At 43.1% G+C, this 22,509-nt stretch carries 23 protein-coding genes and 1 other annotated feature; of the genes, 21 read left to right on the top strand and 2 right to left on the bottom strand.

Annotated elements, in window-relative coordinates; genetic code table 11:
* Position 1 precedes the first annotated feature (1 nt).
* Positions 2-748, top strand: a complete 747-nt coding sequence (locus IGI67_RS11060) for a TIGR03915 family putative DNA repair protein (RefSeq protein ID WP_429957719.1) — start codon at positions 2-4, stop codon at positions 746-748.
* Here IGI67_RS11060 and IGI67_RS11055 read toward each other — a convergent pair.
* Positions 738-1,109 carry a TIGR02328 family protein gene (locus IGI67_RS11055; RefSeq protein ID WP_429957718.1) on the bottom strand — a complete coding sequence of 124 codons (372 nt, stop codon included), beginning with the start codon at positions 1,107-1,109 and terminating at the stop codon, positions 738-740. The genes IGI67_RS11060 and IGI67_RS11055 overlap by 11 nt on opposite strands.
* Before the next feature lie 138 nt (positions 1,110-1,247).
* Here IGI67_RS11055 and IGI67_RS11050 point away from each other — a divergent pair, with 138 nt between their 5' ends.
* The 13 genes from IGI67_RS11050 to IGI67_RS10990 all read left to right on the top strand — a co-directional run bounded on the left by IGI67_RS11050 (position 1,248) and on the right by IGI67_RS10990 (position 14,296).
* A complete protein-coding gene (locus IGI67_RS11050; RefSeq protein ID WP_429957717.1) occupies positions 1,248-2,204 on the top strand; it encodes a cation diffusion facilitator family transporter in 957 nt (318 codons plus the stop codon).
* Between the two features lie 104 nt (positions 2,205-2,308).
* Positions 2,309-4,108: a glycerophosphoryl diester phosphodiesterase membrane domain-containing protein gene (locus IGI67_RS11045; RefSeq protein ID WP_429957716.1), complete on the top strand. Its 1,800-nt coding sequence runs from the start codon at positions 2,309-2,311 to the stop codon at positions 4,106-4,108.
* A gap of 236 nt (positions 4,109-4,344) precedes the next feature.
* The gene (locus IGI67_RS11040) at positions 4,345-4,851 is read left to right on the top strand and encodes a dUTP diphosphatase (protein WP_429957715.1); all 507 of its coding nucleotides are present in this window, start codon (positions 4,345-4,347) and stop codon (positions 4,849-4,851) included.
* A gap of 18 nt (positions 4,852-4,869) precedes the next feature.
* Positions 4,870-6,243: a DNA repair protein RadA gene (gene radA / locus IGI67_RS11035; RefSeq protein WP_207107423.1), complete on the top strand. Its 1,374-nt coding sequence runs from the start codon at positions 4,870-4,872 to the stop codon at positions 6,241-6,243.
* A gap of 87 nt (positions 6,244-6,330) precedes the next feature.
* Positions 6,331-7,485: a PIN/TRAM domain-containing protein gene (locus IGI67_RS11030; RefSeq protein ID WP_429957714.1), complete on the top strand. Its 1,155-nt coding sequence runs from the start codon at positions 6,331-6,333 to the stop codon at positions 7,483-7,485.
* A 97-nt stretch (positions 7,486-7,582) separates the two neighbouring features.
* On the top strand, positions 7,583-9,040 hold the full coding sequence (gene gltX, locus IGI67_RS11025; RefSeq protein WP_429957713.1) for a glutamate--tRNA ligase: 1,458 nt from the start codon (positions 7,583-7,585) through the stop codon (positions 9,038-9,040).
* Positions 9,037-9,241 (top strand) — a binding site (T-box leader). Its footprint overlaps the gene before it by 4 nt.
* Positions 9,242-9,624: 383 nt before the next feature.
* Positions 9,625-10,158: a serine O-acetyltransferase EpsC gene (gene epsC, locus IGI67_RS11020; RefSeq protein WP_429957712.1), complete on the top strand. Its 534-nt coding sequence runs from the start codon at positions 9,625-9,627 to the stop codon at positions 10,156-10,158.
* Complete coding sequence (cysS, locus tag IGI67_RS11015; protein ID WP_429957711.1) at positions 10,151-11,560, top strand: cysteine--tRNA ligase; 1,410 nt, start codon at positions 10,151-10,153, stop codon at positions 11,558-11,560. Before epsC ends, cysS begins: the two co-directional genes overlap by 8 nt.
* Positions 11,560-11,958 carry a Mini-ribonuclease 3 gene (locus tag IGI67_RS11010; RefSeq protein ID WP_207107428.1) on the top strand — a complete coding sequence of 133 codons (399 nt, stop codon included), beginning with the start codon at positions 11,560-11,562 and terminating at the stop codon, positions 11,956-11,958. The genes cysS and IGI67_RS11010 overlap by 1 nt, the downstream gene beginning before the upstream one ends.
* A complete protein-coding gene (gene rlmB / locus IGI67_RS11005; protein ID WP_429957710.1) occupies positions 11,948-12,781 on the top strand; it encodes a 23S rRNA (guanosine(2251)-2'-O)-methyltransferase RlmB in 834 nt (277 codons plus the stop codon). The genes IGI67_RS11010 and rlmB overlap by 11 nt, the downstream gene beginning before the upstream one ends.
* Positions 12,781-13,308 carry an NYN domain-containing protein gene (locus IGI67_RS11000; protein WP_429957709.1) on the top strand — a complete coding sequence of 176 codons (528 nt, stop codon included), beginning with the start codon at positions 12,781-12,783 and terminating at the stop codon, positions 13,306-13,308. The genes rlmB and IGI67_RS11000 overlap by 1 nt, the downstream gene beginning before the upstream one ends.
* Positions 13,309-13,381: 73 nt before the next feature.
* Positions 13,382-13,939 carry a sigma-70 family RNA polymerase sigma factor gene (locus tag IGI67_RS10995; RefSeq protein ID WP_429957708.1) on the top strand — a complete coding sequence of 186 codons (558 nt, stop codon included), beginning with the start codon at positions 13,382-13,384 and terminating at the stop codon, positions 13,937-13,939.
* A 111-nt stretch (positions 13,940-14,050) separates the two neighbouring features.
* Complete coding sequence (locus IGI67_RS10990; RefSeq protein WP_010742697.1) at positions 14,051-14,296, top strand: Veg family protein; 246 nt, start codon at positions 14,051-14,053, stop codon at positions 14,294-14,296.
* Positions 14,297-14,325: 29 nt separating this feature from the next.
* Here the strand turns inward: IGI67_RS10990 and mscL are convergent, their stop codons facing one another.
* A complete protein-coding gene (gene mscL / locus IGI67_RS10985; RefSeq protein ID WP_429957707.1) occupies positions 14,326-14,766 on the bottom strand; it encodes a large conductance mechanosensitive channel protein MscL in 441 nt (146 codons plus the stop codon).
* A 265-nt stretch (positions 14,767-15,031) separates the two neighbouring features.
* Here mscL and yfmF point away from each other — a divergent pair, with 265 nt between their 5' ends.
* The 7 genes from yfmF (at position 15,032) to recA (ending at position 22,480) form a co-directional block, all read left to right on the top strand.
* Positions 15,032-16,294 carry an EF-P 5-aminopentanol modification-associated protein YfmF gene (yfmF, locus tag IGI67_RS10980; RefSeq protein ID WP_429957706.1) on the top strand — a complete coding sequence of 421 codons (1,263 nt, stop codon included), beginning with the start codon at positions 15,032-15,034 and terminating at the stop codon, positions 16,292-16,294.
* Positions 16,287-17,579 carry an EF-P 5-aminopentanol modification-associated protein YfmH gene (gene yfmH / locus IGI67_RS10975; protein ID WP_429957705.1) on the top strand — a complete coding sequence of 431 codons (1,293 nt, stop codon included), beginning with the start codon at positions 16,287-16,289 and terminating at the stop codon, positions 17,577-17,579. The genes yfmF and yfmH overlap by 8 nt, the downstream gene beginning before the upstream one ends.
* Position 17,580: 1 nt before the next feature.
* Positions 17,581-18,306 (top strand): elongation factor P 5-aminopentanone reductase, encoded by a 726-nt coding sequence (ymfI, locus tag IGI67_RS10970; protein ID WP_429957704.1) that lies wholly within the window; start codon positions 17,581-17,583, stop codon positions 18,304-18,306.
* 70 nt (positions 18,307-18,376) lie between these two features.
* Positions 18,377-19,243 carry a RodZ domain-containing protein gene (locus IGI67_RS10965; protein WP_207107436.1) on the top strand — a complete coding sequence of 289 codons (867 nt, stop codon included), beginning with the start codon at positions 18,377-18,379 and terminating at the stop codon, positions 19,241-19,243.
* 35 nt (positions 19,244-19,278) lie between these two features.
* A complete protein-coding gene (gene pgsA, locus IGI67_RS10960; RefSeq protein WP_207107437.1) occupies positions 19,279-19,860 on the top strand; it encodes a CDP-diacylglycerol--glycerol-3-phosphate 3-phosphatidyltransferase in 582 nt (193 codons plus the stop codon).
* Between the two features lie 199 nt (positions 19,861-20,059).
* Positions 20,060-21,307: a competence/damage-inducible protein A gene (locus IGI67_RS10955; protein WP_429957703.1), complete on the top strand. Its 1,248-nt coding sequence runs from the start codon at positions 20,060-20,062 to the stop codon at positions 21,305-21,307.
* A 123-nt stretch (positions 21,308-21,430) separates the two neighbouring features.
* Positions 21,431-22,480, top strand: coding sequence for a recombinase RecA (gene recA / locus IGI67_RS10950; protein WP_207107439.1), 1,050 nt, complete (start codon positions 21,431-21,433; stop codon positions 22,478-22,480).
* Positions 22,481-22,509 lie beyond the last annotated feature (29 nt).

Raw genomic sequence — 22,509 nt, 5'->3', positions numbered from 1 at the left:
ATTGCGAGAATCAACGGAGCATTGGGAGTATGACGGGAGCTTTCTTGGTTTTATGACCGTCGTGGACCGCAGCTTTCGCGAGAAGAAATTTCCAACGCTGATTTTATCACCGGAAACGGCGGTAGAAAGTTTGTTTTTAGCGGAATGGGTCGAAACGGATCCAGTCCGCGGGGAGAAAATCTATCGCCGTTTACGGCAGCGGCTGCGGCCGGAAAATTTTCTTTTTATTCAAAACGGCTTTTATGCCACACTTGAGGGGAAGGAGCGCCATTTGCTGGATGCCATTGAGATTGCTTTGCAGACGAAGGATTTATTAGAGAATCATTTAGGGCACCCAGCGATTTTAGCACTACGAAAAAGCATTCGGACGATGTTGGGAGAAAATCACGCCTTAACCGGCTTTGTTCGCTTTGAATATGTCGGAGACGTCCTATTCAGCAAAATCAATCCGAAGCATTATGTGATGCCGTATCTCTGCCCGCATTTTGCGGAGCGCTATCCGCAGGAGAAAATCATGATCTACGACGAGACCCATGAACTACTGGGAATCATTGATCATGGCGACATTCATTTGATGGAAAATACCAGTTGTCCGGAATTTGCTGAAGCCAGCGATGAGCAGGTCATTCGTCAGCAGTGGAAAACCTTCCTGCGGGCGGTCACAATCGATGAACGGGCGAATTATACAGCGCAGCGCAATCATCTGCCGCTGCGCTTTCGCGGAAACATGACCGAATTCAAGGCTTAGACAAATACACACCTTTTTGAGCGAGGTTGCTGAGACATTCTTCCAAGTAGCTTTCATCGTGTTCTGGATATAGAGGGCGGGTGGTCGGCAGCGTTTCGATACCGGACATCGGCGGAAGCTTCTTTCCTCGATACAGCGGGTCATACCACAAGGAATCTGGGGCATAGCCGCGCCGCTTCATCTCCTCCATAACCAGTAAATGAAATTGATATAGCTTATAGTAAGGATGAACAAAGGCGTAATCTACTGTGGCGTGTTTCTTTCCCCAGCCCTTCCCGCGCAACGCCGCAACTTCCCGATGTTGACCTAACAGCTGCTGACGAGGGAGCAATGGAATCAATGCTTCATGCCAAAGCCTCATATTGTTTCCTCCATTCTCGTTTTAATTGATTTTTTCATAAAACGCCAGTACTGACGAATGATTTGCTTGAAGAGCTTTGCTTTTATGATTTTTCCGTTCTGTTTTATAATAGGAGGCATCAGGAAGCGAGTGAATCATATGGAAGAGAAAAAAGCGCAAGGGTCGATGGCGGTGCTGGCTGCATTGTTAGCGAATGTATTAGTCGCAGTCAGTAAATTTATCGGCTACATGCTTAGCGGCAGCGCCGCGATGATGAATGAAAGCATCCACAGTGTGGTGGATTGCAGCAATCAAATTTTACTATTGTTTGGTAATCGGCGTGCTGCTCGCGGACAAAGTGAGCTCCATCAGTTCGGTGAGGGACGGGCGAAATATTTTTTCAGTACGATCGTAGCGACCATGCTGTTTTTTGGCGGGGGCGCATTAGGAATTTGGGAAGCGGTAGAAAAACTATTTCATCCCAGTCATGAGGTCGCCAATCCTTTGATTGTATTAGTGATCTTAGTTTTCGGGATCTTAGTCGAAGGAAGCTCTTTGCGGGTAGCGATCAAAGAAATACGTGAGCTGAACACAGAGAAGCAGCCTTTATTTACATTTTTACACGAAAGCCGGCATAGTGAGATCTTGATTATTTTTACGGAAGATTTCTGTGCGGTGATCGGTTTAGTCTTGGCGATTGCGGGGACATTATTAACGATGGTTACTGGCAATCCAATGTTTGATGCTTTGAGCGGGCTGCTGATTGGGATGATGCTGCTGTTTGCTTCGATCTTCTTGGCACGCGAATTTTACAGCCTGATTATTGGCGAAAGTGTTTCTAAAAATGATTTGCTGAAGATTCGAGATGCCTTTAAACGGGACGAGGTCAAAAAAGTCATTGATATCAAAACCGTTCATTTGGGACCTACAGAAGTCATGATCGCTGCGAAGATCGATATCGCTGATTCTTATGAAGGGGTCAGCTATGAGGTGGTCAATCAGATCGAACGTGTGATTCGCAAGGCTTTGCCGGATAAAAAGGCGTATATTTATATCGAAACTGACGAGTTCGATCCAGATTACGATCGGAAACGTCAAACCCAATCGGACACATAATTCTTGTGCCCGATTTTTCCGAATTCAGCTTTTTAGGGAGTAAAATGAGTTCTCGAATTTAGGCTGACAGCCATTTCCATCATCATTAAAAAGGAGAGAGACGAATGTCTTCATTAAAATTCTTTTTCACCTATTCACGAGAATTTCTCCGTCATTGGGGCAGTTATATCCTTTTGATCATCGGAACGAATATTGTTTTAGAAATGCTGGTAATTCCCAGTGTCCAGTTTTCAATCGCCTTCATTTTAAGACAAGGGAAGATACCCTACGTTTCTAACACAAATATTCTGACGATTATAACGAAACATCCGGGTGTCTTAGCAGCCTTGCTGCTGCTTTTGGCACTGGTGCTGACATTGGTTTTCTTGCAATTCACCTTTCAACTGTTCAGCATCAAAAGTATCCAAACGAAGGAAGAACGGTCGCTGTGGGAGCTTTTCAAGCAATCGCTTTATCAAATGCGTCATTTGCGTCCAGCCACCTTCTTTTTCTTTCTATTTTATTTTGTGTTGATTTTGCCCTTTGCCAATGCGATTTTTCGGACGCCGTTGCTAAGCAAAGTCACGATTCCAGTTTTCATTTTGGATTATTTAAGTGAAAATGTTCTGTTTCTTCTATTATTAATGGTCGCGTCTGTTGCAGTATCTTATATTGGAATCCGTTTATTGTTTGTGCTGCCGTTGATGATTTTCTCTGACGAGCCGCCCAAACAGGCGATGGCGAGAAGCTTAGAATTGACGCATCATCGGTATTGGCATTATGCATGGCGAATTTTTATTTTGACCGTGTTCTTGACGATCGTTTCATATGTGGGCTATGGTGTGAGCTATGGACTGCAGGTCGTCTTGGATTTCTTGCCAAAACCCTTCCCTGCGATTGGTGCGATGCTTACCTTGACAAGTATCCAGCTTTTCAGCCAGTTAATGTTGGCCTGGGCGACTGTTTTGTATTTCAGTATGCTGGTTCAAAAGTTTTATCCATTGGTGATCAGCAGTGAACGTCCGCTGCGATTGATTCGCCCTAGTCTGTGGACACGGATTGCGGCAGGAATATTGGTTATCTTTTTGGGTGGGACGACATTGCTTAGCAACGTCCTTTATTTGGCGGGGGTAGAGGATTCTATTCCGTTAACGATTTCTCATCGTGGTGTCGATAATGGTAACGGGGTGCAAAATACGATCCCAGCAATGGCCGCTACCATCAAGGAAAAGCCGGATTATATCGAAATGGATGTTCAGGAAACCAAAGACCATCAGTTCGTTGTTTTTCATGATAAGAATTTCAGAAAATTAACTGGAAAAAATGCTGCGACTCATGAATTAACCTTGAGTGAGAGCCAAGAGCTGCAGGCAGTTGAAAATGGGCATGTAGCTCCAATCGCCAGCTTTGATGATTACTTAGCCTTTGCTGACAAGCATCAGCAGAAATTATTGATTGAAATCAAAACGAATGCTACGGACTCTAAAGAGATGATGGATCGATTCATCGAAAAATATCAAGACGATATTTTGACTCATCACCATCGAATCCATTCTCTGGACTATAAGATAGTAGAAGAGCTGAAAAGAAAGGCACCAAAGTTGTATGTCAGTTATGTCTTACCTTATAATTTAGTATTCCCGCAAACACCGGCAAACGCTTATACAATGGAAGAAACAACCTTGACAGGCGATTTCGTTCGAAGAGCCCATCTGGAAAAAAAGGAAGTCTATGCCTGGACAGTCAATGACGCGGATTCAATGGATCGAATGGTTTCGTTAAACGTCAACGGTATTGTAACGGATGATCTTAAAACGCTGCAGGAGCAGATTAAAACCTATCAAGAAAGTCCTTCGTATGCCAAGCGAATCGAAATGTATATTAATCGGCTGCCGGCATTGGATGAACGAATCAGTGAGAACTAGGAAAGAGCGAAAAAAATTCATTAAATTTCCATAGAGTTTTCGTAAAAGATTTTCGAACAGATGCCCGCTCTATGGTAGAATAGCTATATATTTCACAAAGGCGGGCTGTTTGACTTTATTGTTGAGGAAATCAACTAGTGAGTAAAAAACAACTGTCTAGTGGAATGAAATACCGATTGAAAATAGAAGCGATTTTCTTAAAAAATCAATTCAGTAGTATAAAAAGGGAGCTTGAAATGAAAAAAAGAGGTTTTGAAGTTACGAAAGCTTATCAAGATAAGGCAATCAATTTGCCGCAACGAGCAACAAAAAATGCTGCGGGATATGACTTTGAAGCAGCAGAGGACATCGTGATTCCAGCGGTTTGGAAACAGATCATCCAGCATTTTACCAAGGGATCGGAAGTATCTGAAAAAATCGTTAAGCCGGTATTGGTTCCTACAGGGATCAAAGCTTACATGGGGTCAGACGAGTATTTACAATTAGCGAATCGATCCAGCAATCCGCTGAAGCGTTTCTTAACATTAAGCAACGGCGTAGGAGTGATCGACAGCGATTATTATAATAACCCTGACAACGAGGGACATATTATGTTTCAATTTTCAAATTTTGGTTTGACGGATGTGCAGATTAAAAAGGGCGAACGAATCGGACAAGGCATTTTCTTACCGTTTCTTAAAGCCGACAACGATGCAGCTGCAGCTGAAAGAATAGGCGGATTCGGCTCATCGGATAAAAAATAAACGAGTGAGGCGAACGTTTTGGCAAAAAAGACCAAGACACAATTTATCTGCCAAGAATGCGGTTATGTTTCGCCCAAGTATTTGGGGCGGTGTCCTAACTGCGGAAACTGGAACACGATGGTGGAGGAAGTGGAGCAGAATCATCCGGAAGATCGGCGCAACCGCGTCAGTCTAACCGGTGAGCGCGCGACTCCCACCAAGCTGAAGGATGTTGTCTTCAAAAAAGAGACCAGAATTCAAACAGAATTAGCAGAGTTGAATCGGGTTCTAGGCGGCGGAGTCGTTCCAGGTTCATTGGTATTGATTGGTGGGGACCCTGGGATCGGGAAATCCACCTTATTATTACAAGTATCCCACCAATTAGCGGCGACCGGCGGCAATGTGCTGTATGTTTCCGGAGAAGAAAGTGCCCAGCAGATAAAATTGCGGGCAGAGCGTTTAGGCTCAAGCGATACGGACTTTTATTTGTATGCGGAAACAGATATGGGCGAGATCAGCCGGACGATTGAAAATCTGAAGCCAGATTACGTGATCATTGACTCGATTCAAACTATGACCCAGCCAGATATCACGAGTGTCGCCGGTTCGGTCAGTCAAGTTCGTGAAACAACCGCTGAGCTATTGAAGCTTGCTAAAACAAATGGAATCGCCATCTTCATTGTGGGCCACGTGACAAAAGAAGGAAACATCGCTGGACCGCGAATGTTGGAGCACATGGTGGACACCGTTTTATACTTTGAAGGGGAGAAACACCACAGCTTTCGTATTCTGCGGGCGGTAAAAAACCGTTTTGGCTCTACCAATGAGATCGGAATCTTTGAGATGCGGGAAAATGGGCTTGTCGAAGTGGCGAATCCTTCCCAAGTGTTCTTGGAAGAACGCCTAGAAGGTGCGACCGGCTCTGCTATTGTTGTTGCGATGGAGGGCAGTCGGCCGATTCTGGTCGAGGTGCAGGCCTTGGTGACTCCGACCGTTTTTGGGAATGCGAAACGAACGACGACCGGATTGGATTTTAATCGCGTATCTTTGATCATGGCGGTCTTAGAAAAACGCGCGGGCCTATTGCTGCAGAATCAGGATGCTTATCTGAAAGCAGCAGGCGGTGTAAAATTAAATGAACCTGCCATCGACTTGGCTGTGGCTGTAGCGATTGCTTCCAGCTATAAAGAAAATGGCACGGAAGCGACCGAATGTTTTATCGGTGAAATCGGTCTAACTGGTGAAATTCGGCGAGTCAGCAGTATTGAGCAGCGGGTCAAGGAAGCCAGCAAATTAGGCTTTAAAAGAATCTATCTGCCTAAGAATAATATGGCTGATTGGACGCCGCCAAAGGGAATCGAGCTGGTCCCAGTAGCGACATTAGGAGAAACACTAAGAAAAGTATTTCGGTAAATAAGGCTGTGTCGGGAGATTTTCCGGCACACCCTTTATTCAAAGCTTTTTAGCTTAAAATAAATAATAGAATTTAGGAGGGATGGCATGCAGAAACGTGTGTTGACAGTAATCGTTTTGATTGTTGGGATTAGTTTAGGAGTTACTTTCCTACCGGCAGCATGGACAGCGATTGGTTATGCAGACAACATGTGGTTGAATAATTCACTTACGAACGGCCTTATCGGTGCAATTATTTTTTATATTATTTCTTTGGCGATCGTAGAACCAATCACAGTTGGTGTGAAAAAAATTGAGAAACAATTAAATGAACTTAGCTTGACTTATATCTTATTTGGAGTGGTGGGTGCAATCCTCGGATTGACTCTAGGATTGATTGGGACGACCCCTTTATATCAGATCCCGCTTCCATTTATTAACAGCGCTTTGCCAATCTTGATCATGCTGCTGTTAGGCTATTTAGGATTTCGAATGGGAACGACGCGGATCGATGAGTTGAAGAAATTCTTCAGCGGCCGCAGCAAAAAAGCGGAATCGAACGACGGCGAAGTTTTACAGCGTAAAGCGGATGATCATTTTCATAAGTATAAAATCTTAGATACGAGCGTCATCATCGACGGGAGAATCTATGATATTGCAATGAGCGGCTTTTTAGAAGGGGTCTTGATGATTCCCAACTTTGTGTTATATGAATTGCAATATATTGCCGATTCTGGCGATAGCCTGAAACGTGTGCGGGGACGCCGCGGTTTGGATATCTTGAATTCATTGCAAAAAGAAGACGGCATTGCTGTTGAAATGTATGATGGCGATTTTGAAGATATCAGCGAAGTCGACAGTAAATTGATTAAACTGGCTAAGCTATTAGATGGTGTGATCGTAACCAATGACTATAACTTGAATAAAGTTTCAGAATTCCAAAATGTGGCAGTCTTAAATATCAATGCGCTAGCCAATGCGGTGAAACCAGTCGTGATTCCAGGCGAGAACATGAATGTTTTAGTGGTGAAGGCTGGAACAGAGCGCCAACAAGGAGTTGCTTATTTGGATGACGGGACAATGGTCGTGGTGGAAGATGGGCAGCATTACATGAATGAGCATATCGAAGTAGTCGTGACGAGTGCCCTGCAAACCGCCGCTGGGCGAATGATTTTTGCGAAGCCTGCGCATTCAAGCCGCAACATCAAAGATGATTCACCTGAGAAAAAGTTAGACTACACACATGAAAAGGCTGCAAAATAACAGTGCAGCTTTACTAAACCGTGGATTGATTGTACAATTTGGGTTGAGTAGTAAATGGCTTTCATTTACTAAATAAGCGGGAAAGAGGAACTAATATATGTCAAAAATTCGTGTGCGCTACGCACCAAGTCCGACTGGACACCTACACATCGGAAATGCCCGAACAGCGTTGTTCAACTATCTATTTGCTCGCCACAATGATGGAGAGTTCATCATTCGGATCGAGGACACCGATTTAAAAAGAAACATTGAAGGCGGAGAGAAAAGCCAGCTGGAAAATTTAGCATGGCTAGGGATTGATTGGGATGAATCACCAGAAAATCCTGGAAAGTATGGTCCTTATCGTCAATCAGAACGTCGGGAAGTTTATCAGCCGTTGATCGATCAATTACTAATGAGCAATTTGGCGTATAAATGTTACTGTACTTCTGAAGAGTTGGAAGAAGAACGTGAAGCGCAGCGTGCGCGCGGAGAGATGCCTCACTATTCAGGCAAATGTGCCAATCTGACTCCAGAAGAACAGGCAGAAAAAGAAGCTCAAGGGTTTGAGCCAGTGATTCGTTTCCGAGTTCCTCGCAACACCAGCTTTGCTTTTGAGGATATGGTCAAGGGTGAAATCAGCTTTGAATCTGACAATGTGGGCGGCGATTTCATCATTCAAAAACGTGATGGCATGCCGACGTATAACTTTGCAGTGGCAGTTGATGATCATTTGATGAAGATTACCCACGTATTGCGTGGTGACGACCATATTGCCAATACACCAAAGCAATTAATGATCTATGATGCCTTTGGTTGGCCGCGTCCAACCTTTGGTCACATGACCTTGATCATCAACACAGAAACGGGTAAAAAACTAAGTAAGCGTGATGAAAGCATTCTACAATTCATCGAGCAATATCGTGAGTTAGGCTATCTGCCAGAAGCGATGTTCAACTTTATTACTCTTCTGGGCTGGTCACCAGTTGGCGAAGACGAGATCTTTTCTCAAGAAGAGCTGATCAAGCTGTTTGATACGAAACGTTTGAGCAAATCCCCTGCGTCCTTTGATCAAAAGAAATTAGAATGGGTTAACAACCATTACATCAAAGCGATGGATTTAGATAAATTAACAGATTTGTGCTTGCCATATTTGATTCAGGCTGGTAAAGTCGAAGAAAATCCAACACCTGAGCGTAAAGATTGGGTGAAACGGGTAATCAGCTTATACCAACCGCAAATGAGTTACGCAGCAGAAATTACCGAAGTATCTAGCTTGTTCTTCCAAGAGCATCTTGAACTAGATGATGCAGCGAAGGAAGTTTTAGCAGGTGAAGGTGTATCAACAGTCTTGAACGCCTTCAAAGCACAACTAGAAGCGATGGAAACAGTAGATGCAGCAGGCGTCTTGGCAGCGATCAAAGCAGTTCAAAAAGAAACTGGGATCAAAGGGAAAAACCTTTGGATGCCGATCCGTGTAGCTGTCAGCGGTGTGGTTCACGGACCAGAATTACCGGAAACAGTTGAATTATTAGGCAAAGAAAAGGCCTTATCACATTTAGATCAAGTAATGTAAACACAAAGAAGAGAAGAAGTAGTAAGCGGCGATTTTTCAGAGAGACTGCGGGTGGTGAAAGCAGTCAGATCTATGCTTGCGAAATGCATCTCCGAGTGGTCTTGGCGATACGTAGCTAAGGACGGTTCACAGACGTTACCTGTTTCAAGGCAATAGACTTTATTGCAAACAAAAGTGGGACCACGTAAAGGCGTCTTTTGAGGAATTTCCTCAAAAGACGCCTTTTTTTCACTTCTGCTTTTCGCAGTTCGTTTGTTTTGAGGTGTGAATATTGATTTTTTATATGCATTAGAGACAAGTAGTTTAGCAGAATGATATGTGAAGCGAAAATCAGAATTATTTTTCGCGATTTTGGAAAAATAAATTCTTTATTAAGAGCTAGCTGTCAGTTTTTCTTCCTGCTTCAGCAGGTTAGAAAAATAATATGCGTGGTGAGAATGTGATTCATTTTTCGTGATTTTCGAAAATGATTGCCTTATTAAGAGCTAGCTGTATCGGAGAATGAAGATATCACTATAAATCTGCCCGCTTTCCAAGTTAGGGAGGAACGCTGACAGAAAAAAGAGTAAAAGGAGTTGAGGTAAATGGGTTGGTGGCAAGAAGCAATCGCAGCAGCGAAACGAAATGATCCGGCAGTCCGAACAGGCGCGGAAGTAGTTCTTACATATCCAGGTGTCCATGCATTATTTTTCCATAAATTCTCGCACTTTCTTTACCGGCATCGCTGGTTTTTACTGGCACGGATTCACTCGCAATTTTGGCGTTTTTTGACAGGGATTGAGATTCATCCGGGTGCCAAAATTGCTTCAGGTGTTTTTATCGATCATGGAATGGGTGTAGTGATCGGTGAGACAGCGGAAGTTGAGCGAGATGTTGTATTGTTCCATGGCGTAACGTTGGGCGGAACTGGAAAAGATACTGGGAAACGGCATCCGACTGTGCGTCAAGGGGCATTTATATCGGCGAATGCCCAAATATTAGGACCGATTGAGATCGGTGAAAGAGCGAAAATCGGGGCTGGTGCTGTCGTATTAAAGAATGTGCCAGCTGACGCGACCGCTGTAGGTATACCTGCAAAAATAGTCAGAATAAAAGGGGAGAAAATTCAACATGATTAAAATACACAATACATTGACACGAGAGAAAGAGATTTTTCAACCTATTGAAGAAAATAAAGTTCGAATGTATGTCTGCGGGCCTACAGTTTATAACTATATCCATATTGGAAATGCCCGCAGCTCGATTGCCTTTGATGTAATCCGCCGTTACTTTGAATATCGCGGGTACGAAGTGAATTATGTTTCGAATTTCACCGATGTGGATGATAAGATCATCAAGGCAGCCAACGAATTGTCAATCACGGCACCGGAAGTAGCAGACCGATTTATCGCGGCCTTTAAAGAAGATACAGCGGCGTTAAATGTAAAACCAGCGACTCTGCATCCGCGAGTGATCAATCATATTCCCGATATCTTAGCGTTTATCGAAGCTTTGATTGAAAAGGGCTATGCCTATGAAGCCAAAGGCGATGTCTATTACCGTACGCGTAAATTTGAACATTATGGGGAACTAAGTGATCAGTCGATTGACGAGCTGGAGGTTGGTGCAAGCCAGCGGACTGGAGCGGAGCAGGCAATCAAAGAGGACCCATTGGATTTTGCGTTGTGGAAAAGTGCGAAGCCAGATGAAATTTCTTGGGAATCTCCTTGGGGTGAAGGTCGGCCAGGCTGGCATATCGAGTGTTCAGTAATGGCGACTAAACATTTAGGGGACACGATCGATATCCACGGCGGCGGCCAGGATTTGGAATTTCCTCATCATGAAAATGAGATCGCTCAAAGTGAAGCGAAAACGGGTCAGCGATTTGCAAATTATTGGATGCATAATGGCTATGTAACGATTGGTGAAGACGATGCGAAAATGAGTAAATCATTAGGCAACTTTGTGACCGTTCATGATTTAGTGAAAGAAATTGATCCGCAAATTTTACGCTTCTTTATGGCGACGACACAATACCGCCGTCCGATCCGCTACAGCGAGGCGACGATGAAGGACGCACAAGCAAATTTACAAAAATTACGTACAGCCTTTGAAAATGCGGCCTTCCGTCAAACGACGGCAGAAGCAGAATTAGCGGAGGATCAAGAAAAATTAAGTGAAGTGCATGCCTTGAAAAATCGCTTTATCGAAGAAATGGACGATGACTTCAATGCGGCCAATGGAATCACCGTGGTTTATGAAGCAGCTAAATGGCTAAATAATTATAGTGAACAGGACAAGGTTTCAGCAGCAGTTCTGACAACAGTTTTAGAAGAATTCACAAAGATGTTGGCAGTTTTTGGCATTGAGTTCCAAACGGCGGGACTATTGGATGAGGAAATCGACCAATTGATTGAGGAACGTAATCAAGCGCGCAAAGACAAAAATTTTGCCCGCAGCGATGAAATTCGTGATCAATTAAAAGATCAGGGGATACTCTTAGAAGATACTCCTCAAGGCGTTCGTTGGAGAAGAGCATAATGACAGACTATAAACAATTAAACGCCTTAGCACTAGCCTATGTTGGCGATGCTATTTATGAAACCCATGTGCGGGATTATCTTGTTCGAGAAGGTCAGACACGTCCGAATAAGCTGCATCATATGGCGACTCATTATGTTTCGGCTAAAGCCCAAGCAATGTTGATTCAAAAAATGATCGAAGATGGTATGCTGACAGAAGAAGAGCAGGGGATCTATCGGCGTGGAAGAAATGCCAAAAGCTATACCTCTGCGAAAAATACCGATATCATGACCTATCGTATGTCCACTGGTTTTGAGGCCTTGATGGGCTATCTGCATCTATTAGAGCGGCAGGAACGATTGGAAGAATTGATTAAGTGGTGTTTAGAGAAAGCAGGCGAAGTAAATGAAGGATAAAAAACAACGGCGGGGAACTGATCGCCGCAATCAGCGAAAAAATGATCGACCTAAAGATCGCCGCAACGAACCGATCGATGCGGTTGAGTCCGAAGAGAATAATTTTGTCTTCGGTCATCATGCCAGTGTAGAAGCGCTGCAGGCTGGCCGCGGAAACAAATTATTTTTACAAGAAGATGCACATGGCAATAAGATCGATCAATTGAAAGCTTTGGCAAAAGAACAAGCCGTTCCGGTGAAGTGGGTACCAAAGCAGAAGCTGGATACATTAAGTGACGGTGGGGTTCATCAAGGTGTTGTTATGGGAATAACCCCTTATGAATATTTGACCTTGGATGAATTACTGACAAAATCATCTTCTGAAGAAGCACCATTTTTACTGATTTTAGACAGTCTGGAGGATCCCCATAATTTCGGGTCTATTTTACGGACAGCAGATGCCAGCGGTGTGTCCGGCGTAATCATTCCAAAGCATCGTTCAGTAGGGATTACGCCTGTCGTGACGAAAGCGTCGACTGGCGCAGTGGAATATGTGCCAATCGCGCGAGTGACAAATCTGGCTCAAAGTATCAAACAATTGAAGGATGCCGGCTATTGGATTTTCGGCACGGATATGGAAGGTACTGATTATCGTCAGTGGAAAGTTTCTGGTCCGATTGCCTTAATCATTGGCAATGAAGGAAAAGGCATGAGTGCTGGCTTGAAAAAAGAAGTCGATGAAATGCTGACGATCCCGATGACCGGTCATGTACAAAGCCTAAATGCGGGTGTAGCAGCTGGCTTATTGATGTATGAAGTCTTCCGAAAGCGAAGTGACCAGTGATGAAAAAACAGTTGCTGATCGTTGACGGTTATAACATGATTGGTGCATGGCCGGAATTGACCGCCTTAAAAAATCAAGAGCGTTTGGAAGAAGCGCGGGAAGCGTTGTTGTTTCGTTTGTCGAATTTTGCGAAGTACCAAGGATTGGAAACGATCGTCGTGTTTGATGCGCAGTTTGTCCCTGGAATCACTCAAAGCTATAAAAAATATCAGCTGACAGTTGTTTTTACAAAAGAGGATGAAACAGCTGACAGCTATATTGAACGGATCGCAGGAGAATTGAATGATCGTCTCACTCAAGTCACCGTAGCGACCAGTGATTTAGCGGAACAATGGACAATCTTTTCTCAGGGAGCCTTGCGAACCTCTGCTCGTGAATTGTATAAGACTGTTCAACAAACGGAAGCATTGATAACTGGAGATACCGAAGATACGCATTTTAAAAATTTTCGCCGAAATTCTCCATGGAATAATGAACAATTACAAAAGTTGTCACAGAAGTTAGACGAATTAAGCCGAAAAAAATAAATCTACTTTTAACACTCCTCTCATTTTTAGACAAAGTGTATGCTTTTACTTGTGAGAGGGGTGTTTTTTTGGAATGGAAGAAAAGAATGATTCAGAACAATTTGATAGTGTTGCCTTTGAAGAAATGTTTAGTCAATATGTGCCAATCGTATACAGTATGCAGTCTCGGTATCACATACGCGATTTTGATTTAGATGATTGGCTGCAGGAAGGACGGATCGCGTTGAATGATGCGATGCAAAGTTATCGCAAAGGTCGTGGAACGACATTCGGTTTGTACTACAAAATGATTTTTGAAAATCGTATCCGTTCCCTTTTGCGTCGCCAGCGGGCTAAAAAGCGTTTCGCCCAACAGCAGGCTGTTTCCATCGAAAAAGTCGGTTCCGAAGCCTTCAGTGAACAGTTTCAGTACCATGAGTTTGTAGAAGAGGATTTGTTTATTAGTGAGATGCTATTGACGGGGGAGGTTGTGCTGTCTCCCTTAGAGCTTCGAGCTTTGAATTATTATTTAAAAGGGGTAGAGCCCAAAATGATCGCGCTATATTTGAATGAAACAGAAAAGGCGATCCATAATGCATTGAATCGGACTAAAAATAAAATCAAGAAAAAAATAGATGAACTGAACGAATGATTGAAAGGGCTTTCTAGCTGATAGTCAGATAAGAAGTTGCAAATTTTTTTATCTTATGATAACATTGAAAAGTTTTATATTTGTGCTATAATATATGTTGAGGTGAACTGTATGCCAACAACTTTAGCGACTATCAAGAAAAACTTGGAAGATCGTATTGGTGCTCCGATTATGCTTGTAGCTCAGACGGGACGCAAGCGCCAGACACAACGTAAAGGAATCTTAACCGAGACTTATCCTTCCGTTTTTGTGGTTGATTTGGACCCAGAAGAAAATTCTTTCGAACGTGTTTCATACAGCTATTCCGATGTATTGACTCGTACAGTAGAGATCGAATTTTTAACAGAAGCAATTTAAAAACCATGGAGCATAACGCTCCATGGTTTTTATTTGTCTTCCACGTTTTCCTGTGCTGCTTTATTCTGTTCCACTAATAGATCGCGGATATCCGCTAAGTAGTCTTCGGCTGTTGGAACCTTGACTTCTGGTACAGCAGCTTCTTTTTTTGTAGCAGTATTTTTGGCTTTGTTGGCAGCTTTGACGATCAAAAATAGCACAAAACCAGTAATAATGAAGGTAATCAACGCGCTGACAACATCACCAAAGGCAAAGGTAACTCCCTTGACTGGTGTCCAGTCTAAAACAGACATTGCTTCGTTTAAGTCTTTTCCTTTTGTAAATAATGAAACGATCAACCCTACTAATGGCGTGATCAATCCGTTAACAACATTGGTCACAATAGCGGTGAATGCAGTACCGATAACAACACCAACAGCAAGATCAATGACGTTTCCTCGCATCAAGAACTCTTTAAATTCTTTAAACATCGTGACACTCCTCTCTCTTCGTCCTTGTTTTCAGTATAGCGAAAGAAGAAAAAAATTTAAAATAAAACAGCCTGTCCGCTAGAGCTGATTCCAGTTCTTAGATCATGCCTGTGCTATAATTAGCCTTAGTGATAAGACAAAAATACTGTTGCAGATTTGCCTGTTTCTCAGAGAAGGCAAACGCGTGGAGAAAATACCCCTATCGTTTATCTTGCAGTAATGTGTAAAAAATGAATACATTAAATAGGAATAAGGAGCTTTATAAATGATTGAACTAAAAAAAGGCGTGCGCCTGCACGTTATTCCGACGAAAAAGTATAAAACAATTCAATTTTATGGGCGTATGACGACCCGGCTGACAAAAGAGATCATGACCAAACGTGCTTTGTTGGCGAACTTATTGGAAACCAATTCGTTACGATATCCTGATCAGACGAAGCTGAGCGCTCAATTGGCTGAGCTCTATGGTGCCAGCTTTGGCTTAAATGTTGGGCGAAAAGGAAATTTACACTGGTTAGATATTGGCTTGGGCGTGGTTAATGGAAAATACGTTGATGACCCAAAACTTTTGCCTGCTGCAATGGATTTCTTGCGGGAAGTCCTGTTTTATCCCAATATTCAAGATGGGAAATTTGATGAACAGATGTTTCAATTAGAAAAGGAAAATCTGCAAAGCTATATCGAAACCCTGCACGAAGACAAGCAAACAATGGCATCGTTAAAGATCAAAGAAACCTATTTCACAGATGAAGCCCAAAAGGTGCCAAGCTTTGGTACGGTAGCCGATTTAGAAAATGAAACGAATGAAAATCTAGCGGCGTATTATCATGAGATGATTACCCAAGATCAAGTAGATCTGTTTGTAATCGGTGATGTGGAAGAAGCAGAAATGGAAGAGCTGTTCAAGCGCCTGCCGTTTGTTGATCGGGAAGAAAGTTTCCCTGCCATTTATTACTATCAAAACCAAGACAATGTGATTCGCGAACAGCAGATACAAGAGACGGTGACACAAGGAAAATTGAACTTGGCTTACGCGACAGATATTTACTATGAAGATATGGAGCGCTTCGCTCTGCTGGTTTTCAATGGCTTATTCGGCGGCTTCCCCCATTCGAAATTATTTATTAATGTTCGGGAAAAGGCGAGCTTGGCTTATTACGCCTCTAGCTCCTTTGATACCTTCCGCGGATACTTGCAGGTGCAGACTGGAATCAATAGCGATGACCGTGAGAAAGTATTGCATTTAATTGATGAACAATTGATCGAACTGCAGGCTGGCCAATTTACTGATTTGGCTTTTCAGCAAACCAAAGCGATGTTGAGGAATCATTACTTATTAGGGTTAGACAGCATGCAAAATACAATCGAGACAACTTACTTGGCGCAATGGTTGCCGCAAAGTAAACTAACAGACGAAGAATGGCTAAGACGCTTGGCGGCTGTGACACCAAAAGATGTTCAAAGGGTCGCTAAAAAAATACGTCTGCAAGCAATCTTCTTTTTAGATGGAGGGCAGCAGAATGGCTAAAGTAGCATATCAAAAAATCAACGAGACCTTATATAAAGAAGTTTTACCAAACGGTTTAACCGTCTATTTATTGCCAAAAGCTGGTTATCATAAGACATATGGGTTGTTCAGTACGAATTACGGTTCGATCGACAATGAATTTATCCCGCGTGGCGGAACAGACTACATTAAAGTCCCCGATGGAATTGCCCACTTTTTAGAACACAAAATGTTTGAAAAGGAAGACGGGGATGTATTCCAAAAATTTGGTGAGCAGGGTGCATCAGCGAATGCTTTCACCAGCTTTACTCGGACGAGTTATCTGTTTTCAACGACAGATCAATTGGAATTGAATTTAGCGACACTATTGGATTTTGTCCAAGAGCCATATTTCACTGAAGAATCCGTGCAAAAAGAGCAGGGGATCATTGGTCAGGAAATCCAAATGTATCAAGATGATCCAAACTGGCAGCAGTTTTTCGCTATTTTAAAGAATATGTACCCGAAACATCCGCTGCACATCGATATTGCTGGAACAATCGATTCTATTGCGGAGATTACAGCTGAAGATCTGTATACTTGCTACAATACTTTTTATCACCCTAGCAACATGACGCTATTCGTCGTAGGAAATCTGGAACCGGAAGCTTTGATGGCGTTCATTCGTAAGAATCAAGCGGAAAAAATGTTTGAAGCGCCAGAACCAATCCAACGACGTTTTCCGCAAGAAACACCTGACGAGATCATCAAGCTTAGTGAAGAAAAAATGCCAATCACGATACCAAAAGCGATCGTGGGTGTGAAAGGATTGGCGGAGCTGCCTGCTGATAATAAGAAACGCTTGATCTTCAAAATTTCAATGGATCTGCTGTTCCAAATGTTGGTAGGAACAACCTCACAAAATTATTTGCGATTGTACAATGAAGGGCTGTTGGATGACAGCTTCGGGTATGAATTTTCGTTGGATCGCAGTTTCTATTTTGCTGATTTTGGCGGAGACAGTGAAGAGCCGCAAAAACTGGCCGATCATTTGACGACGATTTTACTGAATTTTGCGACCGATCCGGAGGTTAATGAAAAGAATCTGGCTTTATTGAAGAAAAAAATGCTAGGGAAATATTTCCAATCATTAAATTCTTTAGAATATGTCGCAAATCAATTCACTCAATCTTTATATGGTGAATGGACATTGTTCGATATGCCAGAAATCATTCAGGAAATTGAACTGGCCGATGTTTTAGCTGCGGGAGAATTATTTATCCGTAAAGAGGCGTTCACCCGCTTTTATATGGAGAAGGAGGCATAAGATGCCTTATGCATTAGTGATGGGCGCAAGCGGCGATATTGGGCGAGCCGTTTGCGAAAAATTGGCGGGGCAAGGCTTGTCCCTCTATTGCCACTACAATCAGCAAAAAGAAAAAGTTTTAAATTTCGTTTCAGACTTACAGAAACGTTATCCTCAGCAAGATTTTTTTATGGTATCCTTAGACATGTTGAGGGAAGCGGAAATCCCTCATTTTTTGCAACAGTTATTCCAAGTTGATGGGATTGTTTTTGCTTCGGGCTTCACTTTTTACGAGTTGTTGCCAGAGACGAAGGCTGACCAAATGGAGGCTTTGTGGCGGGTTCATTTGAAAACACCGCTGCTTTTATTGCAGGGACTGCAAGAAAAATTGGCTGCCAATAAAAATGGTCGAGTCGTTTTCATCGGCTCCGTTTACGGACATCGCGGAAGCAGTATGGAAACGGTCTACAGTGCTGTCAAAGGAGCTCAGGAAGCCTTTGCGAAGGCTTATGCCAAAGAGGTTGCAACATTAGGTATTACTGTGAATGTTGTCGCACCCGGAGCTGTACAGACTAAAATGAATGACAATTGGGATTCACAAGAATTGTCTGATTTGAAAGCAGAAATCCCTTTAGGCCGCTTAGCAGATCCCAAAGAGGTCGCAGCAGCCTGCAACTATTTATTTTCTAAAGAAGCCGGTTATACAACGGGGATTGTTCTGCCTGTTGCTGGCGGTTGGATGGAATAAGGACAAGCGTTGCTTCATTACTATGAATTAGGATTTCAGTCCAAACTATGAATTAGGAGTAGAGAATCAAGTGGCTAGTATTAATATTGGAGAAACGTTACGCAAAGCCCGTATCGATAAAAAAATCAGTCTAGATGAACTGCAGCAGCGCACGAAAATCCAAAAACGTTATTTGCTGGCAATTGAAGAAAACGACTTTCAAGAATTGCCTAGTGATTACTATTTGCGGACGTTCATTCGACAATATGCTGATGAGGTGAAACTTGACGGCAATCATTTGATCGATGTTTTGGATGGCAAGGATCAGCCGTTGCCGAGTTATCCGGAATTGGAAACTGTCGACGAGCTAAGAAAAAATAAACATGCTGAAAATCCTACCCGCGCTCGTTTTAGGGCGACGATGCCGATGGTCGTTTTGGGACTCGTGGCATTAGCGATTATTGCTGTGGTAGGCTACATAACTTGGTTAGACCATCAAGAGACTGCAATTATTCCAGAAAATAGTTCTGTTCAAGTTGAACGTTCAGATGTTTCTTCATCCTCAGCGGAAAAGGTTTCATCAACGCAGCCGAAACCGACAACGGAATCATCGAAGAAACCGGAAAAACCTAAAATGGCGTTTGCGATGGAAAATAATACAACGAACGAGGCAACGATGAAAGTGGAGAATGCGGAAAAACCATTAAAAATCACTTTCACGGGAAAAGAACGCGTATGGGTCGGTGTACAGATAAACGGTGCTTTGACGTATCAATACACGCTGCAACCAGGAGAATCACAAACAACCGAATTGCCAGACGACGCAGCCCAAGCGGTGATTACTGTAGGGATGGCGAAATATGCTGAAATCAAAGTCAATGATCAGACACTTGATTTTCAGCCGGGAGACTCGTTGCTGAAAAAGAATGTGACGCTGAATATCGCCTATGCGTCTTAGGGACGTGTGTTAAATAGAATTAGGAGGAATCAACAATGAATTTACCAAATAAATTGACTGTCATTCGGATCTTTATGATTCCGGTGTTCATGATCGTTGTATTAGCGCCATGGGATTGGGGAACATTGCAAATCGGAAATACTAGTTTAGCGGTAACGCAGCTAGTCGGAGCAATTATTTTTGCAGTAGCCAGCTATACGGATCACTTAGATGGTAAAATTGCCCGAGCTCGCGGGTTAGTGACTAACTTTGGAAAATTTGCTGATCCATTAGCGGATAAGATGCTTGTAATGACAGCCTTTATCATATTAGTGGAGCAAGGAAAAGCACCTTCATGGGTGATCGCCATCATCGTTTGTCGTGAATTAGCAGTAACTGGTTTGCGTCTATTGATTGTGGAGCAAGGCGGCGGTGTTATGGCCGCAGCGATGCCGGGGAAAATCAAGACGGCCACACAGATGGTTGGGATCGTATTGCTTTACCTTAACAACGTACCGTTTAATTTTATCGGTATTCCAGTGGATCAAATCATGTTGTATGTCTGCCTATTCTTTACGATTTATTCAGGATATGACTACTTTGCTAAAAACACATCGATCTTTAAAGGCTCGATGTAATAGAAATTTTGGAGCGATACTCTTAGGTATCGTTCTTTTTTACGTCGTTTGCGTACATTAAAATGAAGTAGACTAAAAAAAACAAAAATAGAGTGATCATGCGTACACCGATAAATAAGTTTGCCAATCACTCCTTAAATTCAGTTTTTTCTGTTATAGTTGAGAAAAAATGGCGTATCTTTAGAAAGAAGAGGGACGAATGAAAGCAGAAATTATTGCCGTGGGCACAGAACTTTTATTAGGGCAGGTCGTGAATACCAATGCGACTTTCCTATCAGAAAAATTAGCGGATATGGGAATCGAAGTCTATTTCCATACCGTTGTTGGCGACAATCCGCAGCGTTTGGAAGAATTGCTTCAATTAGCGGATACACGCAGTGAATTGATTCTTTTATGCGGCGGGTTAGGACCAACTGACGATGATTTGACAAAAAATGTATTAGCTGACCATGTAGGTGTTCCACTCGTTCAAAATCAAGCAGGCTTAGAGGCATTAAATGGGTTCTTTGCACAACGGCAAAGCACTATGACACCGAATAACTTGCGGCAAATCGAAACATTGCAAGATGGGATCCCATTGCCGAACCGAACGGGTCTAGCAATCGGCTGCTTATATAAAGGTGAAAAAAATAATTACATTCTATTACCAGGACCTCCAAGTGAACTGAAACCGATGTTCTTGGAGCAGGCGCGTCCATTACTGGAGAAAGAATTTCCTACGACAGAAAAATTAACTTCACGAGTATTGCGCTTTTTCGGTATTGGTGAATCGAAATTAGTGACCGATCTGGCAGAAATGATCGAACACCAGTCGAATCCGACGATCGCGCCTTACGCGAAGCCCAACGAAGTGACATTGCGTATCACTGCGAAGACGGAAGATGAACTCTCCGCGAATGCTTTATTAGATCAGACAGAAGCAGAAATTTTAGCCAAGGTTGGCGAATTCTTTTACGGCTATGGTGAAGAGAACAGCTTAGTTCAAGTTGTCGTAGAGTTGTTAAAAGAAAGAGGCTTGAGTATTACAGCGGCAGAAAGTTTAACTGCGGGCGAATTTCAAGCAACTTTAGGCACGATTCCAGGGGTTTCAGCAGTTTTCCCAGGAGGTTTTGTAACCTACTCAAAAGAGACAAAGGCGGACTTCTTAGGAATTGATCCGGCTCTTTTAGAGCGTACCGGTGTCGTCAGCGAAGAATGTGCTAAGGAGATGGCAGAGGCTGCTCTGCGCCTTGCTGGTACCGATTATGCGTTGTCCTTTACCGGCGTGGCCGGCCCTGATGAATTAGAAGGAAAACCAAAAGGGACTGTTTATATTGGATTAGCACAAAAAAATGGCAAAACGATCGTCACAGAGAACCATTTTACTCGTGATCGTTTTTACGTTCGACATAGTTCAGTGATGAAGGGCTTGGATATGCTTCGAAGAGCAATTCTAAATAAAAATTAAAAAACCGAATGTTTGTTCGTTTTTTGCTTGCTTTTTTGATTTTAAACCGATAAACTAGGGATATTGAAAAAGCAATAATGATGTGGAAAGCATGTTTATTATACGAAATAGGAGGATCAGTTATTGGCTAATGATCGCAAGGCAGCTTTAGATGCTGCAATGAAGAAGATTGAAAAGAACTACGGAAAAGGTTCGATCATGAAATTAGGAGAAAAGGTCGACCAGCAGATTTCTACGATTCCAAGCGGCTCTTTGGCGCTAGACGTTGCATTGGGTGTGGGTGGTTACCCTCGCGGACGGATTATTGAAGTTTATGGTCCAGAAAGTTCTGGTAAAACAACGGTAGCATTGCATGCTATCGCGGAAGTTCAAAAACATGGCGGGACAGCGGCCTTTATCGACGCTGAACACGCATTGGACCCTCAATACGCACAACGTTTAGGCGTAAACATTGATGAGCTGCTGCTTTCTCAACCAGATACTGGTGAGCAAGGATTGGAAATCGCGGACGCATTAGTTTCCAGTGGGGCAGTAGATATTATTGTGATTGACTCGGTAGCGGCGTTAGTCCCTCGAGCTGAGATCGATGGTGAAATGGGAGATGCCCATGTTGGTTTGCAAGCTCGTTTGATGTCGCAAGCATTGCGTAAATTATCCGGCTCGATCAACAAAACGAAGACGATCGCCGTCTTCATCAACCAAATTCGGGAAAAAGTCGGCGTAATGTTCGGTAACCCTGAAACGACCCCTGGTGGACGTGCATTGAAATTCTACGCAACGGTTCGTTTAGAAGTCCGTCGTGCTGAACAATTGAAAAACGGGACAGATATCATTGGTAACCGTACGAAGATCAAAGTTGTGAAAAACAAGGTGGCTCCTCCGTTTAAAATCGCTGAGGTAGATTTGATGTACGGTCGGGGAATCTCGCAAGAAGGCGAGCTCTTAGACATGGCTGTAGAACAAGACATTATCGATAAGAGCGGCGCTTGGTATGGCTATAAAGAGGACCGAATCGGCCAAGGGCGTGAAAATGCCAAGAAATATCTGGCGGATCATCCAGAAATGATGGCAGAGGTCGCTACGCGGGTTCGGGCAGCTTACGGCATCGGAGAAGAAGGCGATGTGGCGGAAGCAGATGAAGCCGGACAAGAAGAACTACCATTAGATGAATAAAAAACAAATGGACACTAATGACAATGCGT

Origin of the sequence: Enterococcus sp. AZ196 (assembly GCF_050498845.1) — a bacterium.
Taxonomy (GTDB): domain Bacteria; phylum Bacillota; class Bacilli; order Lactobacillales; family Enterococcaceae; genus Enterococcus_A; species Enterococcus_A murrayae.
The sequence above is the reverse complement of the archived record's forward strand: the minus strand, read 5'-3'. Positions and strand labels throughout refer to the sequence as shown.